The sequence below is a fragment of the Achromobacter xylosoxidans A8 genome, from assembly GCF_000165835.1.
Classification (GTDB): Bacteria; Pseudomonadota; Gammaproteobacteria; order Burkholderiales; family Burkholderiaceae_B; genus Achromobacter; species Achromobacter xylosoxidans_B.
Genome location: NC_014640.1, coordinates 1,961,919 through 1,974,560, shown reverse-complemented (window position 1 = coordinate 1,974,560; position 12,642 = coordinate 1,961,919). Strand labels below are relative to the sequence as shown.

General features: G+C 66.0%; 16 protein-coding genes and 1 tRNA gene. 7 read left to right on the top strand and 10 right to left on the bottom strand.

The window, feature by feature from the left end:
• Positions 1 to 8: 8 nt before the first annotated feature.
• The 4 genes from AXYL_RS09215 to AXYL_RS09200 form a co-directional block, all read right to left on the bottom strand.
• The gene (locus AXYL_RS09215; protein WP_013392523.1) at positions 9 to 1,280 is read right to left on the bottom strand and encodes a TIGR03862 family flavoprotein; all 1,272 of its coding nucleotides are present in this window, start codon (positions 1,278 to 1,280) and stop codon (positions 9 to 11) included.
• A 286-nt stretch (positions 1,281 to 1,566) separates the two neighbouring features.
• Positions 1,567 to 1,911, bottom strand: coding sequence for a hypothetical protein (locus AXYL_RS09210; protein ID WP_013392522.1), 345 nt, complete (start codon positions 1,909 to 1,911; stop codon positions 1,567 to 1,569).
• A gap of 250 nt (positions 1,912 to 2,161) precedes the next feature.
• Positions 2,162 to 2,238: transfer RNA gene (locus AXYL_RS09205), tRNA-Met, on the bottom strand.
• A 20-nt stretch (positions 2,239 to 2,258) separates the two neighbouring features.
• Complete coding sequence (locus tag AXYL_RS09200; RefSeq protein WP_013392521.1) at positions 2,259 to 2,639, bottom strand: hypothetical protein; 381 nt, start codon at positions 2,637 to 2,639, stop codon at positions 2,259 to 2,261.
• Positions 2,640 to 2,808: 169 nt separating this feature from the next.
• Between AXYL_RS09200 and AXYL_RS09195 the strand changes: the two genes are divergently transcribed.
• Together AXYL_RS09195 and AXYL_RS09190 are read left to right on the top strand one after the other, a co-directional pair.
• Positions 2,809 to 4,248, top strand: coding sequence for a PLP-dependent aminotransferase family protein (locus tag AXYL_RS09195; RefSeq protein ID WP_013392520.1), 1,440 nt, complete (start codon positions 2,809 to 2,811; stop codon positions 4,246 to 4,248).
• Positions 4,245 to 4,808 carry a DedA family protein gene (locus tag AXYL_RS09190; RefSeq protein WP_013392519.1) on the top strand — a complete coding sequence of 188 codons (564 nt, stop codon included), beginning with the start codon at positions 4,245 to 4,247 and terminating at the stop codon, positions 4,806 to 4,808. The genes AXYL_RS09195 and AXYL_RS09190 overlap by 4 nt, the downstream gene beginning before the upstream one ends.
• 10 nt (positions 4,809 to 4,818) lie before the next feature.
• Here AXYL_RS09190 and AXYL_RS09185 read toward each other — a convergent pair whose 3' ends face one another.
• Entirely contained in the window at positions 4,819 to 5,091 is a 273-nt protein-coding gene (locus tag AXYL_RS09185; protein ID WP_013392518.1) for a hypothetical protein, read from the bottom strand.
• A gap of 201 nt (positions 5,092 to 5,292) precedes the next feature.
• Positions 5,293 to 5,538, bottom strand: coding sequence for a hypothetical protein (locus AXYL_RS09180; protein WP_013392517.1), 246 nt, complete (start codon positions 5,536 to 5,538; stop codon positions 5,293 to 5,295).
• Between the two features lie 179 nt (positions 5,539 to 5,717).
• On the opposite strand from AXYL_RS09180, the gene AXYL_RS09175 reads away from it, so the two are divergent.
• The 5 genes from AXYL_RS09175 to AXYL_RS09155 all read left to right on the top strand — a co-directional run bounded on the left by AXYL_RS09175 (position 5,718) and on the right by AXYL_RS09155 (position 9,395).
• Entirely contained in the window at positions 5,718 to 6,323 is a 606-nt protein-coding gene (locus tag AXYL_RS09175; protein WP_013392516.1) for a hypothetical protein, read from the top strand.
• 105 nt (positions 6,324 to 6,428) lie between these two features.
• Positions 6,429 to 6,887: an Lrp/AsnC family transcriptional regulator gene (locus AXYL_RS09170; protein WP_013392515.1), complete on the top strand. Its 459-nt coding sequence runs from the start codon at positions 6,429 to 6,431 to the stop codon at positions 6,885 to 6,887.
• A 42-nt stretch (positions 6,888 to 6,929) separates the two neighbouring features.
• Positions 6,930 to 7,238: a hypothetical protein gene (locus AXYL_RS09165; protein WP_013392514.1), complete on the top strand. Its 309-nt coding sequence runs from the start codon at positions 6,930 to 6,932 to the stop codon at positions 7,236 to 7,238.
• Between the two features lie 62 nt (positions 7,239 to 7,300).
• Positions 7,301 to 8,281: a 4-hydroxythreonine-4-phosphate dehydrogenase PdxA gene (gene pdxA, locus AXYL_RS09160; RefSeq protein ID WP_013392513.1), complete on the top strand. Its 981-nt coding sequence runs from the start codon at positions 7,301 to 7,303 to the stop codon at positions 8,279 to 8,281.
• Positions 8,282 to 8,417: 136 nt separating this feature from the next.
• Entirely contained in the window at positions 8,418 to 9,395 is a 978-nt protein-coding gene (locus AXYL_RS09155) for a bile acid:sodium symporter family protein (RefSeq protein ID WP_013392512.1), read from the top strand.
• 64 nt (positions 9,396 to 9,459) lie between these two features.
• On the opposite strand, the gene AXYL_RS09150 is transcribed toward AXYL_RS09155, so the two are convergent.
• From AXYL_RS09150 to rpsR, 4 genes are all read right to left on the bottom strand, one after another.
• Positions 9,460 to 10,842 (bottom strand): replicative DNA helicase, encoded by a 1,383-nt coding sequence (locus tag AXYL_RS09150; RefSeq protein WP_013392511.1) that lies wholly within the window; start codon positions 10,840 to 10,842, stop codon positions 9,460 to 9,462.
• Complete coding sequence (locus tag AXYL_RS09145; protein WP_013392510.1) at positions 10,839 to 11,678, bottom strand: hypothetical protein; 840 nt, start codon at positions 11,676 to 11,678, stop codon at positions 10,839 to 10,841. Before AXYL_RS09145 ends, AXYL_RS09150 begins: the two co-directional genes overlap by 4 nt.
• Positions 11,679 to 11,805: 127 nt before the next feature.
• On the bottom strand, positions 11,806 to 12,261 hold the full coding sequence (rplI, locus tag AXYL_RS09140; RefSeq protein WP_013392509.1) for a 50S ribosomal protein L9: 456 nt from the start codon (positions 12,259 to 12,261) through the stop codon (positions 11,806 to 11,808).
• A 14-nt stretch (positions 12,262 to 12,275) separates the two neighbouring features.
• Positions 12,276 to 12,548: a 30S ribosomal protein S18 gene (gene rpsR, locus AXYL_RS09135; RefSeq protein ID WP_006218308.1), complete on the bottom strand. Its 273-nt coding sequence runs from the start codon at positions 12,546 to 12,548 to the stop codon at positions 12,276 to 12,278.
• Positions 12,549 to 12,642: the final 94 nt, after the last annotated feature.

The following is a 12,642-nucleotide window of genomic DNA, read 5'->3' as shown; positions in this document are numbered from 1 at the left end:
CCGCGGCCTCAGGCTTGCGGCGGCACCCGTCCGCCCGACCGAAGGAATTCCAGCACTCCGGCAGCGGCGATCACGCCGCTCGCCATGCATGCCGTCAGCAGATAGCCGCCAGTCGGCGCCTCCCAATCCAGCATTTCCCCGGCGCAGAACACGCCAGGAATATCGCGCAGCATCAGGCCGGAATCCAGCGAGTCGAACGACACGCCGCCCGCCGTGCTGATGGCTTCGTCCATCGGCCGCGCGCGCAGCAGGCGCAGCGGCAAGGCCTTGATGCGCAGGCCCAAACGTTCGGCATCGCGGAAGTCTTCCGCCGAAGCGCATTCGCGCAGCAGCCCCGCCTTGACCCCGGTCAGCCCCAGCCGGCTCTGCAGATGGCTGGACATGGAACGCGAGCCTCGAGGGTGCGTCACCGCTGCCATCACCTTTTCCTGGGACCAATCCGGAGCCAGATCCAGCAGGGCGATGGCATGCCCCTGGACGTCGATCCGGTCGCGCAGCGGCGCCGACAAGGCATACACCAGGCTGCCTTCCACGCCGGTTTCCGACACGACGAACTCGCCCTGCCTGGCGGGCGTCTTGCCGGCCACCGTCTCGCAGGCCATGGCCACGGATTTCACGGGCTGCCCGGCGTAGCGCTCGCGGAAGTGATCCGACCATGCCACATCGAAGCCGCAATTGGCCGGACGCAGCGGCGCGACCGCGACGCCATGCGCCTGCAGGCCGCCGGTCCAGGCGCCGTCCGACCCCAGCTTGGCCCAACTGCCGCCTCCCAACGCCAGCACCACGGCATCTGCTGCGTAGTCCTGCTCGCCCTCGGGCGTCTGGAAGCGCAAGGCGGCCGCGGCGGGCCGCGAATCGGCCGGCCACCCCAGCCAGCGGTGGCGCATGTGCAAGCGCACGCCGCTGGCGCGCAGCCTGGCCAGCCAGGCCCGCAACAGGGGCGCCGCTTTCATCTCCTGGGGAAACACGCGGCCGGACGAGCCCACGAAGGTCTGGATGCCCAGACCGTGCGTCCACTCGCGCAAGCCGTCCGCGTCCAACGCCTGCAGCCAGGGCGCCACGCGGGCGGCGCGATCGCCATAGCGCGCCAGGAACGGCGCGGCCGGCTCGCTATGAGTCAGGTTCAAGCCGCCCCGCCCCGCCATCAGGAACTTGCGGCCAACCGATGGCATCGCATCGAATACATCCACCTCCAGCCCCTGAGCACTCAGACGCTCGGCCGCCATCAAGCCGGCGGGACCGCCACCTATCACGGCGACGCGTGCGACGGCCGGACTCATGGCGCCGGCGCCTTCAGGCCGCAGGAATGGATAGGCGTAGCACTAGGCATGGGGAACGAACCGGGAGGAAATGGCAAATCAGGCGCGGGCGCGCCAGAAAGGGAAAAGATTGTCGCATAGCCACCGCGCGCGGCTGGCGGGAAGCAATAAACGCCCCGTTGGGGCGTTTATTGAGCGGCGTTACCAAGTCATTGTTATGACAGGGAAAACCCGAAATACGCAGAGGCTATCCCAAGGCTTGTCCACAGTAGCTGTGGGTAATTCAGCCCGGGCATGCGCCGCGGAATCACGCGTGGCCCGCGGCCTGCATCGGGCCGGACCAGGGTTCGGCGTCCATCTGGAAACGCAGTTCCTGGTATTCGCCATCCACCGAGACGGAAGACAGCAGGCCGGCATCCAGCGCCTGGCCGAGCGCACGGCGGCACAGGGTTTCGGGATCGTCCGGCAAGGACTGGAACACCCCGTCCGGTATGCGCAGGCGTAGCATCGCCTGGGGATCGCCGCGGTCCGCGGGACGGCCGATATGAATATGGGCAGGATAGCCGTGGGGGCACCAGATGCCCACGTGGTATTTGCCGTCAGCGCCAGCATCGGCGACATAGCCAGGATGATCGTATTTTGCTGTTCCCATGGACCCTCCTCGAGTGCGGCAACCTAGCGCGCGTGACCCATGGTAGCGCAGGGTTGGCGGCCTGTGCGGCCGCGAACACCAGGGAAAGTCCGGACTGGAACAAAGGTTTGACGCAGAGCAAGCGGCCCAGGGAATCCTGCCGCGACGGCGAAAAAAAAGCCGCGATGAAAATCGCGGCTTTCTTCTGCAAGGGCCTATCCGTCGCAGCATTTTTGCCATGCTGCCGGAACGGGCCGGTCCTGCTTGAAACTGGTTGCGGGGGCAGGATTTGAACCTACGACCTTCGGGTTATGAGCCCGACGAGCTGCCAGACTGCTCCACCCCGCGTCTGATGTGTGAATCATACATCATTTTGAAATCTTGTGCAGCGCACCCAGCCGATTTTTTCGGTTTTTGAGCAGTTCCAGCTGAAAAAAAACGGCGGCGGCCCGAAAAAAGCGCTGCGCATAGCCCGGGCTGTCCAGGCAGATCAGCTCCGCCGGGCCGATGGCCGTGACCTGCGCCACGCCACCGTAGCCCAGGCCGTGCCCCTCCCCCGCATTGATACGCACGGATACCGCCCCAGGCAGTCCGCCCGCGGCTTCCGGGCCGTTGACCGGCTCCTCGACCCGCACGCTGCCGCTGACGCACACAAGCGTGGCGCCGGCGCGCAAGACCAGTTTCCGGCTGGCGCCGGCGGCAAGTTCCAGGCGGCGGGCCTGGGCATCGGGGGGGTAAGTCGCAATCATCGTCGTCTCCTGTCGGACAACTACAGGCTACGCTCGCCCTGCTATGCGCAACAGTCACAATCCCAGGGTTTCTGTACCGATGCAGATCCTCGATTTTCACGCTGTTATGGTGTACTTTGCATGAATCTGTGCCTACCCTCATTCCAACCTCGGGGAGCATGATCGGCGCATGGACCCGCAACCGCTATACCTACGCCTGGCCAACCATTACCGGCGCGCCATCCAGACGGGCGTGCTGGCGCCGGCCCAGCGCATGCCCTCGGTCCGCACCCTGGTGCGCACCCATCACGTCAGCCTGTCGACGGCGCTGCAGGCCTGCCGCCAGCTGGAAGACGACGGCCTGATCGAAGCGCGCCCCCGCTCGGGCTATTTCGTGCTCAAACCACGGCGCAACAGCATCCCGCCCGTCGACGAACCCGACATCCGCCAGACACTCGGCGCCGCGCAGTACGTGGGCATCCACGACCGGGTCTCGGACTTCGTGGCCAAGTGCGAAGCGCATCCGGTCAGCGCCAACTTCGCCCTGGCCGCCGCCGTGCCCGAGGCCTACCCGCTAGAGGAACTGAAGCAGGCCATGATGCGCGCGCTGCGCCAATCGCCCGAGGTGCTGGTGAGCCCGGTGCCGCCGCAAGGGCATCCAGACCTGCGCGCCGTGCTGGCCCGCCGGGCGCTGGCCAATGGCATCAATGCGACGCCCGACGACGTCATCGTCACGCATGGCTGCATCGAGGCGCTGAACCTGGCGCTGCGCGCAGTGGCCCGGCCCGGCGACACAATCGCGGTCGAATCGCCGGCCTACTTCGGCCTGCTGCAAATCCTGGAAAGCCTGGGCATGCGGGCGCTGGAGATTCCCACCAGTCCGCAGCACGGCCTGTCGATCGAAGCGCTGGACCTGGCGTTCCAGACCCATGGCAATATCCGCGCCGTGGTGGTGGTGCCCAATTTCCAGAACCCGCTGGGCTGCGTCATGCCGGACGCGGAAAAGGCGCGGCTCGTCGCCCTGTGCGAGCGCCAGCAAGTGCCGCTGATCGAGGACGACACGTACGGCGCGCTGACCGACGACGACACGCCGCTGGCCGCAGCCAAGTCGTGGGACGCGACCGGCAACGTGATCTATTGCTCGTCCATGCACAAGACGCTGGCGCCGGGCATGCGCCTGGGCTGGCTGCTGGGCGGCCGCTGGAAAACCCGCATCGCCATGCTGAAGTTCGCCCAGAGCCGCCCCAACGAACCACTGGCGCAGATCGCCGTGGCCGAATTCATGGGCTCGCGCGCCTACGACCGGCACCTGTCGCGCCTGCGCCGGCACCTGAAGATGCAGCGCGACCAGACCGCCGAGACCATTGCCGCGCACTTTCCTCCCGGCACCCGCCTGAGCATGCCGCAAGGCGGCATGCTGCTATGGGTGGAAATGCCCGACGGCCGCCTGGGCATGGAGGTATTTGAAGCTGCCCTGCGCCAAGGCATACGGGTAGCGCCCGGCGCCATGTTCTCCAACGGCGCGCGCTACAACCACTTCCTGCGTATCAGTTGCGGGCAACGCACCACGCCCGAGATCACCAGCGCCCTGCAGACCTTGGCGCGCATCGTGGCCGAGCGGCCCAGATGAATCCGGCCCTGCATCAGTTCATCGTCGACTATGGCCTGTGGGCGGTGTTCGGCGGCACGCTGCTCGAAGGCGAAAGCGTGGTCGTGTTCGCCGGCTTCCTGGCGCACCAGCATCTGCTGCACCTGCCCTACGTAATGCTGTGCGCCTTCGCCGGTTCGTTCCTCGCCGATCAGGCGTTGTTCTTCCTGGGCCGCCGCTATCGCGATCATCGCTATGTCCGGCGGGTCCGCGAGAAACCCGCTTTCGAAAAGGCCTTGGCGGCGGTGGACCGCTATCCGCACGGCTTCATCCTGAGCCTGCGCTTTCTGTACGGCTTGCGCACGGTGGGACCGGTGGCGCTGGGCGTATCGAACGTGCCGCCGCTGCGCTTCCTGGTGCTCAACGCCATCGCCGCCGCCATCTGGGCGATGTGCTTCAGCGCCTTGGGCTACCTGTTCGGACAGACCATCGAATCGATGCTGGGACGCCTGCATGGCGTCGAGACCAAGCTGGCCGTGGCCATCGCAATCGGCGCCGCCATCTGGCTGGCTTATCACCTGCTGGGCAGGCGCCGTAAATAATAAAGCGGCCTCAGACCACCAGCTTGCCGCTGGCCCGCAGCACATAGCGGCGCCGCGCATTGCGGTACCAGCGGCCCACCAGGGGCAGGCGCACCAGGCGGCGCAAGATGGGATGGCGCTGGTCGAAGTCGTGCCAGGCCTTGAAGCCATGCCCCATCCGCTCCCAGCTCTGGCGCGCCTCGGGGGAGAGTTTGCCGGGGTCGAACGCCGCCAGCTTTGCTGCTTCCGAGACACGCACCGCGATCGATCCGCCCCGGCATTCCAATGAATACTGATTCCGCATGGGGCCGCATATTACCCGGCTTGCATGACCTGCGCCGCGCCGCCCGAAGCGCCGCCAGCGAGCGCAATTGGAGCCCGCTTTGAGCGCCCCATGCAAGCCTTTGTAATTAAAGGAAATTGAACATCTATGCCCGCACTATCCCAAGGCTTGTCCACAGAAGTTGTGGGTAACTCCCGCAACTTCAAGCGCCATCGGGCGCGGCTATTTCAAGGCGCCCAGGACCATGTCGCGCACACTCTCGAAACCGGCCACGTACTGCGGATTCTCGGAGCGGGCCAGCAAGCTGGAATAGTTCTGTTCGAGCTGGGCCTCGATGGCCTCGCGCAGGCCAGGCGAAGCCTTGGCCAGATGCAGCATCGACAGCAGGGTCGAATTCAGCGCGTCGATGCGGCCGCCTTGGTGCGAAATGGTATGCACGATGACGGCGATTTGTTCCTGGATGTCCATTTGAAAGCCTCCTGGCATTGAAGTCGGCGCAAATCCTAGCACGGCGCCGCGCCCGCCCAAGCTAGGCAAGCCCTGCGCGCCGCGCTAGCATGAAGCGTAGCCGCATAGGCACGGCGGCGCACGTCACCGGTTGCGTCTCCCGGGCTGCGGCCCCGCGCTCCGGTGCAACCGGAGGCCCCATGAAGACGATCCAGAACTACGTTGCGCCGGACGCCCAATCCATGCGGCGCCTGCAGGACCGGCTGGACTACAGCGACGCGCGCATGGCGGAACTGGCCGGACTGGACGCGGCCATTCCCTGGCACAGCTATATCGGCGGCGCCGAACCGCGCTCGCTGGGCCGCCAGCGCCTCTTTTACGTGGCGGCCCGCCTCACGCTGGATGAAGCGCAGTGGCAGCGCGTGCTGGCCGCCATGCACGAACTGGGCGCGCGCTTCGACTATGAAGATTTGCGTCAGCCCGACGCGCTGGCCGCGCCCGAACCCATGGCGGACGAAGAGCGCAAGTTCGGGATGCTGCTGGTCAGCCGCAACGGGTCCTTCCACGAAATGGAGCAGCTGCGCGAGTTCGCGCATTTTGCGCACGAGGCCGACGTCAGCCGCTATGTGCATTCGGCCTTCTACGACAGCGACATCGATCTGTGCCGCTTCAGCTTCGCCGACCACGACGGCCTGGACGACGCCAGCCGCGACCGCATCTTCGATGCCGCGCGCAAGACCATCACGCGCTTCGAGTTCGACGGCCGCATCTATCAGGGCGGCATCCCCCCCGAATCCGACGGCTAGCGTCCAACCCGCTGCAACGCGCGCGCCGCCGCGCATTGACGCGGGCCGCCCCGCGCCTGTACCGTCGGCACTCGCGCCCTCTCGCTCCACGCTGCCCATCACCGTATGAACGAACGACTCGACGCCATCGACCGGCAACTGCTCAGCCTGCTGCAGGCCAATGCGCGCGAACCCGCGGCCATCCTGGCGCGCAAGCTCGGCCTGGCCCGCACCACCGTGGTGGCGCGCATCGCCCGGCTCGAGCGCGAACATATCGTGGCAGGTTATGGCGTGCGGCTGGGGCGACTGCTGGAAGAAGCGGCGGTGCGGGCCTATTGCTCCATCAGCGTGCTGCCCAAGACGACCGCCGCCGTGATCCGCGAACTGGAGAGGATGCCCGAGGTCGAAGAGGTCTCGTCGGTCAGCGGCCCCTACGACTACCTTATCTTCCTGCGCTGCGAAACCCACGAACAGCTGGACGAACTACTGGACCGCATCGGCTTGATCGACGGGGTCAAGCAGACCCAGACCTCCATCGTCCTGAGCCGCAAGCTCGACCGCCGCAGCGCCGTGGCCGCGCCCTGAAATGATGGTGTAATTGGGGGAATCGCCATTTCAGGACGCCTCATGTTTGCACGCCTTGCCCCCGCCGCCGTATTGCTCGCCCTGCTGAGCGCCTGTTCCAGCATGAGCGAGGTCACGTCCGTCGGCAAGGACACCTACAGCGTCACCCACAGCTCCGGCTCGCAGATGATGACCTGGGTGGAAATCAAGAACCAGGCCCTGCTGCGCGCCGAACAGTATTGCCAGTCCATCGACCGCAAGCTGGTCAAGCCCAAGATCACGTCCAACCACGCGACCGGCCTGGGTCCCAAGCGCGCCACCGTGACCTTCGAATGCGGCGTCATCGAACCGCCCAAGAATCCCTCGAAGTAAGGCGGCTGCCCGCCTGCCATCGGGTGTAGCATGATCCGCAACACAACCTCAGCTCCAGCACCGTGAAGACCTCCCTGCCCGTCGGCATCACCATGGGCGATGCCGCCGGCATCGGCCCCGAAATCGTCGTCAAGGCATACGCGCAAGGCCTGAATGCGCCTTGCGTGGTGTATGGCGACGCGGGCGCGCTGCGACGCGCCGCCGCCCAGTTGGGCGCCAGGCTGGAGATCGTCGAGGTCGCGAATGTGGGCCAGGCAGCGCCGGGCGCGGACCATATCAACGTCATCGCCTGCAGCCCCGCCCTGCCCGCCGACCTGCCCCTGGGGCAGATCAGCGCCGCCGCCGGACGCGGCGCCTACGATTACGTCTGCGCCGCCATCGACGACGCGCAGGCCGGACGCATCCGCGCGATAGTCACCGCGCCGCTGAACAAGAAATCCATGCACGCCGCCGGCATAGACTATCCCGGCCACACCGAGATCCTGGCGGAGCGTTCGGGCACGCGCGACTTCGCGATGATGCTGGCCAACGACGAGCTGCGCGTGCTGCTGGTGACCATACACGTGGCGCTGGCCGACGTGATCGCGCGCATCACGCCGCAAGCCGAACTGACCTCGATGAAACTGGCCGATCAGGCCTGCCGCCAGATGGGCATCGCCCGGCCGCGCGTCGCGGTCGCGGGCCTGAACCCGCATGCGGGCGAAGGCGGCAAGTTCGGCCGCGAGGACCTCGACATCATCGAACCCGCGATCGCCGCCGCCCGCGCGCAAGGCATCGACGCCAGCGGCCCCTGGCCCGGCGACACGATCTTCATGCGCGCCCGGCGCGGCGAATTCGATATCGTGGTGGCGCAGTACCATGACCAAGGCCTCATTCCGGTCAAGTACCTGGGCCTGGACCATGGCGTGAATGTGACGGTGGGCCTGCCTTTCGTGCGCACCAGCGTCGACCACGGCACCGCCTTCGACATCGCGGGCAAGGGCCTGGCCGACCACGCCTCGCTGGTCGCCGCCTTCGACCTGGCGCTGGCCATGACGCCCTGAGCGCCGCGCCGCGGCCTTGCTGCGGCCCCGGCGGCGCTGACAACTGGCTGTCAGGAAGCAAGGCGTCCCCGGGACTACAATACGCCCCGTTTACGGCGCCTGCGGCGCTTTCCGTCCGCCCTCCCTCCCCTCCTCCATGTCACGCCTTGCCCGCCTTCTTCCCGACCGCTTCACCCTCTACCTGATCTGCACCGTCATCATCGCCAGCATCGTGCCCGCGCACGGGCAAGGCGTGGTGGTGTTCGGCTGGATCACCAACATCGCGGTCGGCCTGCTGTTCTTCCTGCACGGCGCGCGCCTGTCGCGCGAGGCCATCATCGCCGGGCTTACGCACTGGAAGCTGCACCTCACGATCTTCTCCGCGACCTTCCTGATGTTCCCCTTGCTGGGCCTGGCGCTCAAGCCGGTACTGGAGCCGCTGGTCACGCCGGAGCTCTATCTGGGCATCCTGTTCCTGTGCTGCCTGCCCGCCACGGTGCAGTCGGCCATCGCCTTCACCTCGATGGCGCGCGGCAATGTGCCGGCCGCCGTGTGCAGCGCTTCCGCCTCCAGCCTGCTCGGCATCTTCCTCACCCCGCTGCTGGTGGGTACGGTGGTGGCCAACGCGGGCAGCGCGCCGATTTCGTTCGACGCGGTCGGCAAGATCATGCTGCAGCTGCTGCTGCCCTTCGTGCTGGGCCAGTTCGCCCGCCGCTGGATCGGCGCCTGGGTGCACAAGCGCAAGGCCATGCTGAAGTTCGTCGATCAGGGGTCCATCCTGCTGGTGGTCTACACGGCTTTTTCGGAAGCCATCAACGAAGGCCTGTGGAGTTCGACCCCGATCCCCGCGCTGGCCGGCCTGGTGGTGGCCTGCGCCGTCATCCTGGCGCTGGCGCTGGGCCTGTCGGCGCTGGCGGGCCGGGTCTTCGGCTTCAATGTGGAAGACCGCATCACGCTGCTGTTCTGCGGCTCGAAGAAAAGCCTGGCCAGCGGCATTCCGATGGCGCAGGTGCTGTTCGCCGGCCACGCCGTCGGCGCCATCGTGCTGCCGCTGATGCTATTCCACCAGATCCAGCTGATGGTGTGCGGCGTGCTGGCCGCGCGCTTCGGCAAACGCCCCGAGGCTGAAGCCTGAAGCGGCTTCCTGCCTGCAATGAAAAACCGCGCCGAGGCGCGGTTTTTTCTTGGGCCGGAACCGCTCAGTACATGTCGCGCGGCTGCGCGCCGGAGAAGTTCAGGAAGCGCGTGCTGGAACCCTGGAAGGTAAGGCGCACGGTGCCGATGGGACCGTTACGCTGCTTGCCGATGATGATCTCGGCGGTGCCCTTGTCCGGCGAGTCGGGGTTATAGACCTCGTCGCGGTAGATGAACAGGATCACGTCGGCGTCCTGTTCGATGGCGCCGGATTCGCGCAGATCGCTCATCACGGGACGCTTGTTGGGGCGCTGTTCCAGGCTTCGGTTCAACTGCGACAGCGCGATCAGCGGGCAGTTGAGTTCCTTGGCCAGGCCCTTGAGCGAACGGCTGATTTCCGACACTTCGGTGGCGCGGTTTTCGCCCGAGCCGTTCCCCGACATAAGCTGCAGGTAGTCGATGATGATCAGGCCCAGCTGGCCGCACTGGCGCGCCAGGCGGCGCGTGCGCGCGCGCACTTCCATCGGGCTGAGCGCGGGCGTTTCGTCGATGTAAACCTGGGCGTCCTGCATCAGCTGCACCGCGTGCGTCACGCGCGGCCAATCGTCGGCGATCAGCTTGCCGGTACGCATGCGGTGCTGGTCCAGCAGGCCCACCGAACCCAGCATACGCATCGCCAATTGCACGGCGCCCATTTCCATGGAAAACACAGCCACTGGCAGACCCTGTTCGATGGCCACGTGTTCGCCGATGTTCATGGAGAACGAGGTCTTGCCCATGGACGGACGGCCGGCCACGATGATCAGGTCGCCGCCCTGCATGCCGGACGTCATCTTGTCCAGGTCGGTGAAACCGGTAGGCACGCCGGTCACGTCGGAACTGCCTTCGCGGTGATAGAGCTCGTCGATGCGCTCGACCACCTGCGTGAGCAGAGGCTGGATCTCCTGGAAGCCGGCGGCGCCGCGCGCGCCTTCCTGGGCGATCTTGAACACCTTGGACTCGGCCTCGTCCAGCAACTGGCGGGCTTCCTTGCCCTGCGGATTCAGGGCGGCCGACGAAATCTCGTCGGCGATCGTCACCAGCTTGCGCAACATGGCGCGCTCGCGCACGATTTCGCCGTAGCGCCGGATGTTGGCGGCGGACGGCGTGTTGTGCGCCAACGCGTTCAGGTAGGCCAGGCCGCCGGCGTCTTCGGCCTTGCCCGCGCTGATCAGGGACTCGTTGACCGTGATCACGTCGGCCGGACGCGCCAGCCCGATGAGACGGGCGATGTGGTGCCAGATCAGGCGATGGTCGTGGCGATAGAAGTCTTCTTCCACCAGCACGTCGGCGATGCGGTCCCAGGCTGAGTTGTCCAGCAGCAGGCCGCCCAGGACCGACTGTTCAGCCTCGATGGAATGGGGAGGAACGCGCAGGTACTCGAGCTGGGAATCGGCGGGTGTATTCATGACTTCAATAGTAACGGCTGCAGGATATCCGCAACGCGGAAGAATCCCTGGATATCGCGTGAGGGCAGGCGGCCCAGCACCACGCGCAAGGGCGCCGCAATGGCGCAGAGCACACGCGCCAGGCGTGTCAGGCGGGCGCGGACCTCGGCATCGGGGTTGCTCTCGAAATAGACTTCGAGCGCCAGTTTACCCAGCGTGCGGGCCACATCGTCCGGCAATTTACGCAAAGACACCAGAGAGGCCAGCATCTGGAACAGGTCATAGGCCTGGGCCAGCGGGCGCGACAGGGTCGAACCGATGTTCTCTTCGAAATCGATGCGCCACAGTTCGCCGTCCTGCAAGGTGATATTGCGGATCTGCGCGCCGCCATGCCACATGCCGCGGGCATGGAAGGCGGCCAGATCGGCCGCGGCGGCACGCGCCAACCACAGCCGGGACGTCGTGTCCTCGTTGCGGATCAGGTCAGCCAGGTCTTCGCCCACGTATTCCAGCACCAGCAGGCCCTGCTCTTGCCACCAGACCTCGGGCACGCGGCAGCCTGCCTTCAACAACTGCGCCAGGCGTTGCGACTCGTGCGCCAGGCCATTGCGCAGCAGCACGCCCGGCCGCGGGAATTCACCCAGGAATATCTTGCAAACCACGCCCAGGAACAGGGCGCGCACATAGCGCAGCGCATAGCTCACGCCCTGCCCGATGCTGGGTCGGCGGCGTTTGATGATGCAGCGCACGCCCTCTATCGTCACATCCCGCACCGACGGTTCACGCGACGCATCCACGCTATCCAGCCAGGCTCGCAAGCCAGGAGGCGCGTTGTGGTGAACGGGGGGCTGAGTCAAGACGTCCTCTGAGGAATGCGGCGCGAGGCCTGGATCGTGGAGTCCGAAGCCTACACGCAATCGGCGCGGGGCAAAAAAGAAAAAAAGCCGGCACGCGGGCCGGCTTCTTTTTACTGCGGGTACCGGCTTAGGACAGTTCGCCTTCGACCAGGACCGTCACGTCGACCAGCACGTCGGCGTGCAGGGCAACCTGGATCGGGAACTCGCCGACCGCCTTCAGTTGGCCGTTGGGCAGGCGCACTTGCGCCTTTTCGACGGCTTCGAAGCCAGCCTTCTTCAGGCCTTCGGCGATGTCGGCGTTGGTGACCGAGCCGAACAGACGGCCGTCGACGCCAGCCTTCTGGGCAACCTTCAGCTGGAAGCCGGCGAGACGCTCGCCCAGAGCCTGGGCAGCGGCCAGCTTTTCAGCCTGGGCCTTTTCCAGTTCGGCGCGGCGCGCTTCGAATTCCTTCAGGGCGGCGTCGGTTGCGCGACGGGCCTTGCGCTGGGGGATCAGGAAGTTGCGGGCGTAGCCATCACGCACGCGGACGACTTCACCGAGGTTACCCAGGTTGACGACTTTTTCGAGCAGAATAACTTGCATTTCAGTGCCCCGGATTAGTTGTGGTTGTCGGTGTAAGGCAACAGGGCCAGGAAGCGCGCGCGCTTGATGGCGGTGTCCAGCTGACGCTGGTAGATTGCCTTGGTGCCGGTCAGGCGAGCCGGGATGATCTTGCCGTTTTCTTGCACGAAGTCGCGCAGGGTGTCCAGATCCTTGTAGTCGATCTCTTCCACGCCGGCAGCGGTGAAGCGGCAGAACTTACGACGCTTGAAAAGCGGGTTCTGCTGCGTGAATTTGCGTTTTTCCTTGCGTTTTCCGAAGAAAGCCATGATATGTGCCTCTTTGTTTGAGGGGGCCGGGTTTTACCCAAAACGGGCCCAAACCCCCATAACCTATCCGTATTCAGAAGGCGCTCATCGCGCC

Coding starts and splice junctions, on each gene's coding strand:
- rpsR (WP_006218308.1), bottom strand. CDS start 12,548: ATGGCTTTCTTCGGAAAACGCAAGGAAAAACGCAAATTCACGCAGCAG.
- AXYL_RS09165 (WP_013392514.1), top strand. CDS start 6,930: ATGTTTGCACGCCTTGCCCCCGCCGCCGTATTGCTCGCCCTGCTGAGC.
- AXYL_RS09200 (WP_013392521.1), bottom strand. CDS start 2,639: ATGATTGCGACTTACCCCCCCGATGCCCAGGCCCGCCGCCTGGAACTT.
- AXYL_RS09215 (WP_013392523.1), bottom strand. CDS start 1,280: ATGAGTCCGGCCGTCGCACGCGTCGCCGTGATAGGTGGCGGTCCCGCC.
- AXYL_RS09175 (WP_013392516.1), top strand. CDS start 5,718: ATGAAGACGATCCAGAACTACGTTGCGCCGGACGCCCAATCCATGCGG.
- AXYL_RS09150 (WP_013392511.1), bottom strand. CDS start 10,842: ATGAATACACCCGCCGATTCCCAGCTCGAGTACCTGCGCGTTCCTCCC.
- AXYL_RS09155 (WP_013392512.1), top strand. CDS start 8,418: ATGTCACGCCTTGCCCGCCTTCTTCCCGACCGCTTCACCCTCTACCTG.
- AXYL_RS09190 (WP_013392519.1), top strand. CDS start 4,245: ATGAATCCGGCCCTGCATCAGTTCATCGTCGACTATGGCCTGTGGGCG.
- rplI (WP_013392509.1), bottom strand. CDS start 12,261: ATGCAAGTTATTCTGCTCGAAAAAGTCGTCAACCTGGGTAACCTCGGT.
- AXYL_RS09210 (WP_013392522.1), bottom strand. CDS start 1,911: ATGGGAACAGCAAAATACGATCATCCTGGCTATGTCGCCGATGCTGGC.
- AXYL_RS09180 (WP_013392517.1), bottom strand. CDS start 5,538: ATGGACATCCAGGAACAAATCGCCGTCATCGTGCATACCATTTCGCAC.
- AXYL_RS09195 (WP_013392520.1), top strand. CDS start 2,809: ATGGACCCGCAACCGCTATACCTACGCCTGGCCAACCATTACCGGCGC.
- AXYL_RS09170 (WP_013392515.1), top strand. CDS start 6,429: ATGAACGAACGACTCGACGCCATCGACCGGCAACTGCTCAGCCTGCTG.
- AXYL_RS09185 (WP_013392518.1), bottom strand. CDS start 5,091: ATGCGGAATCAGTATTCATTGGAATGCCGGGGCGGATCGATCGCGGTG.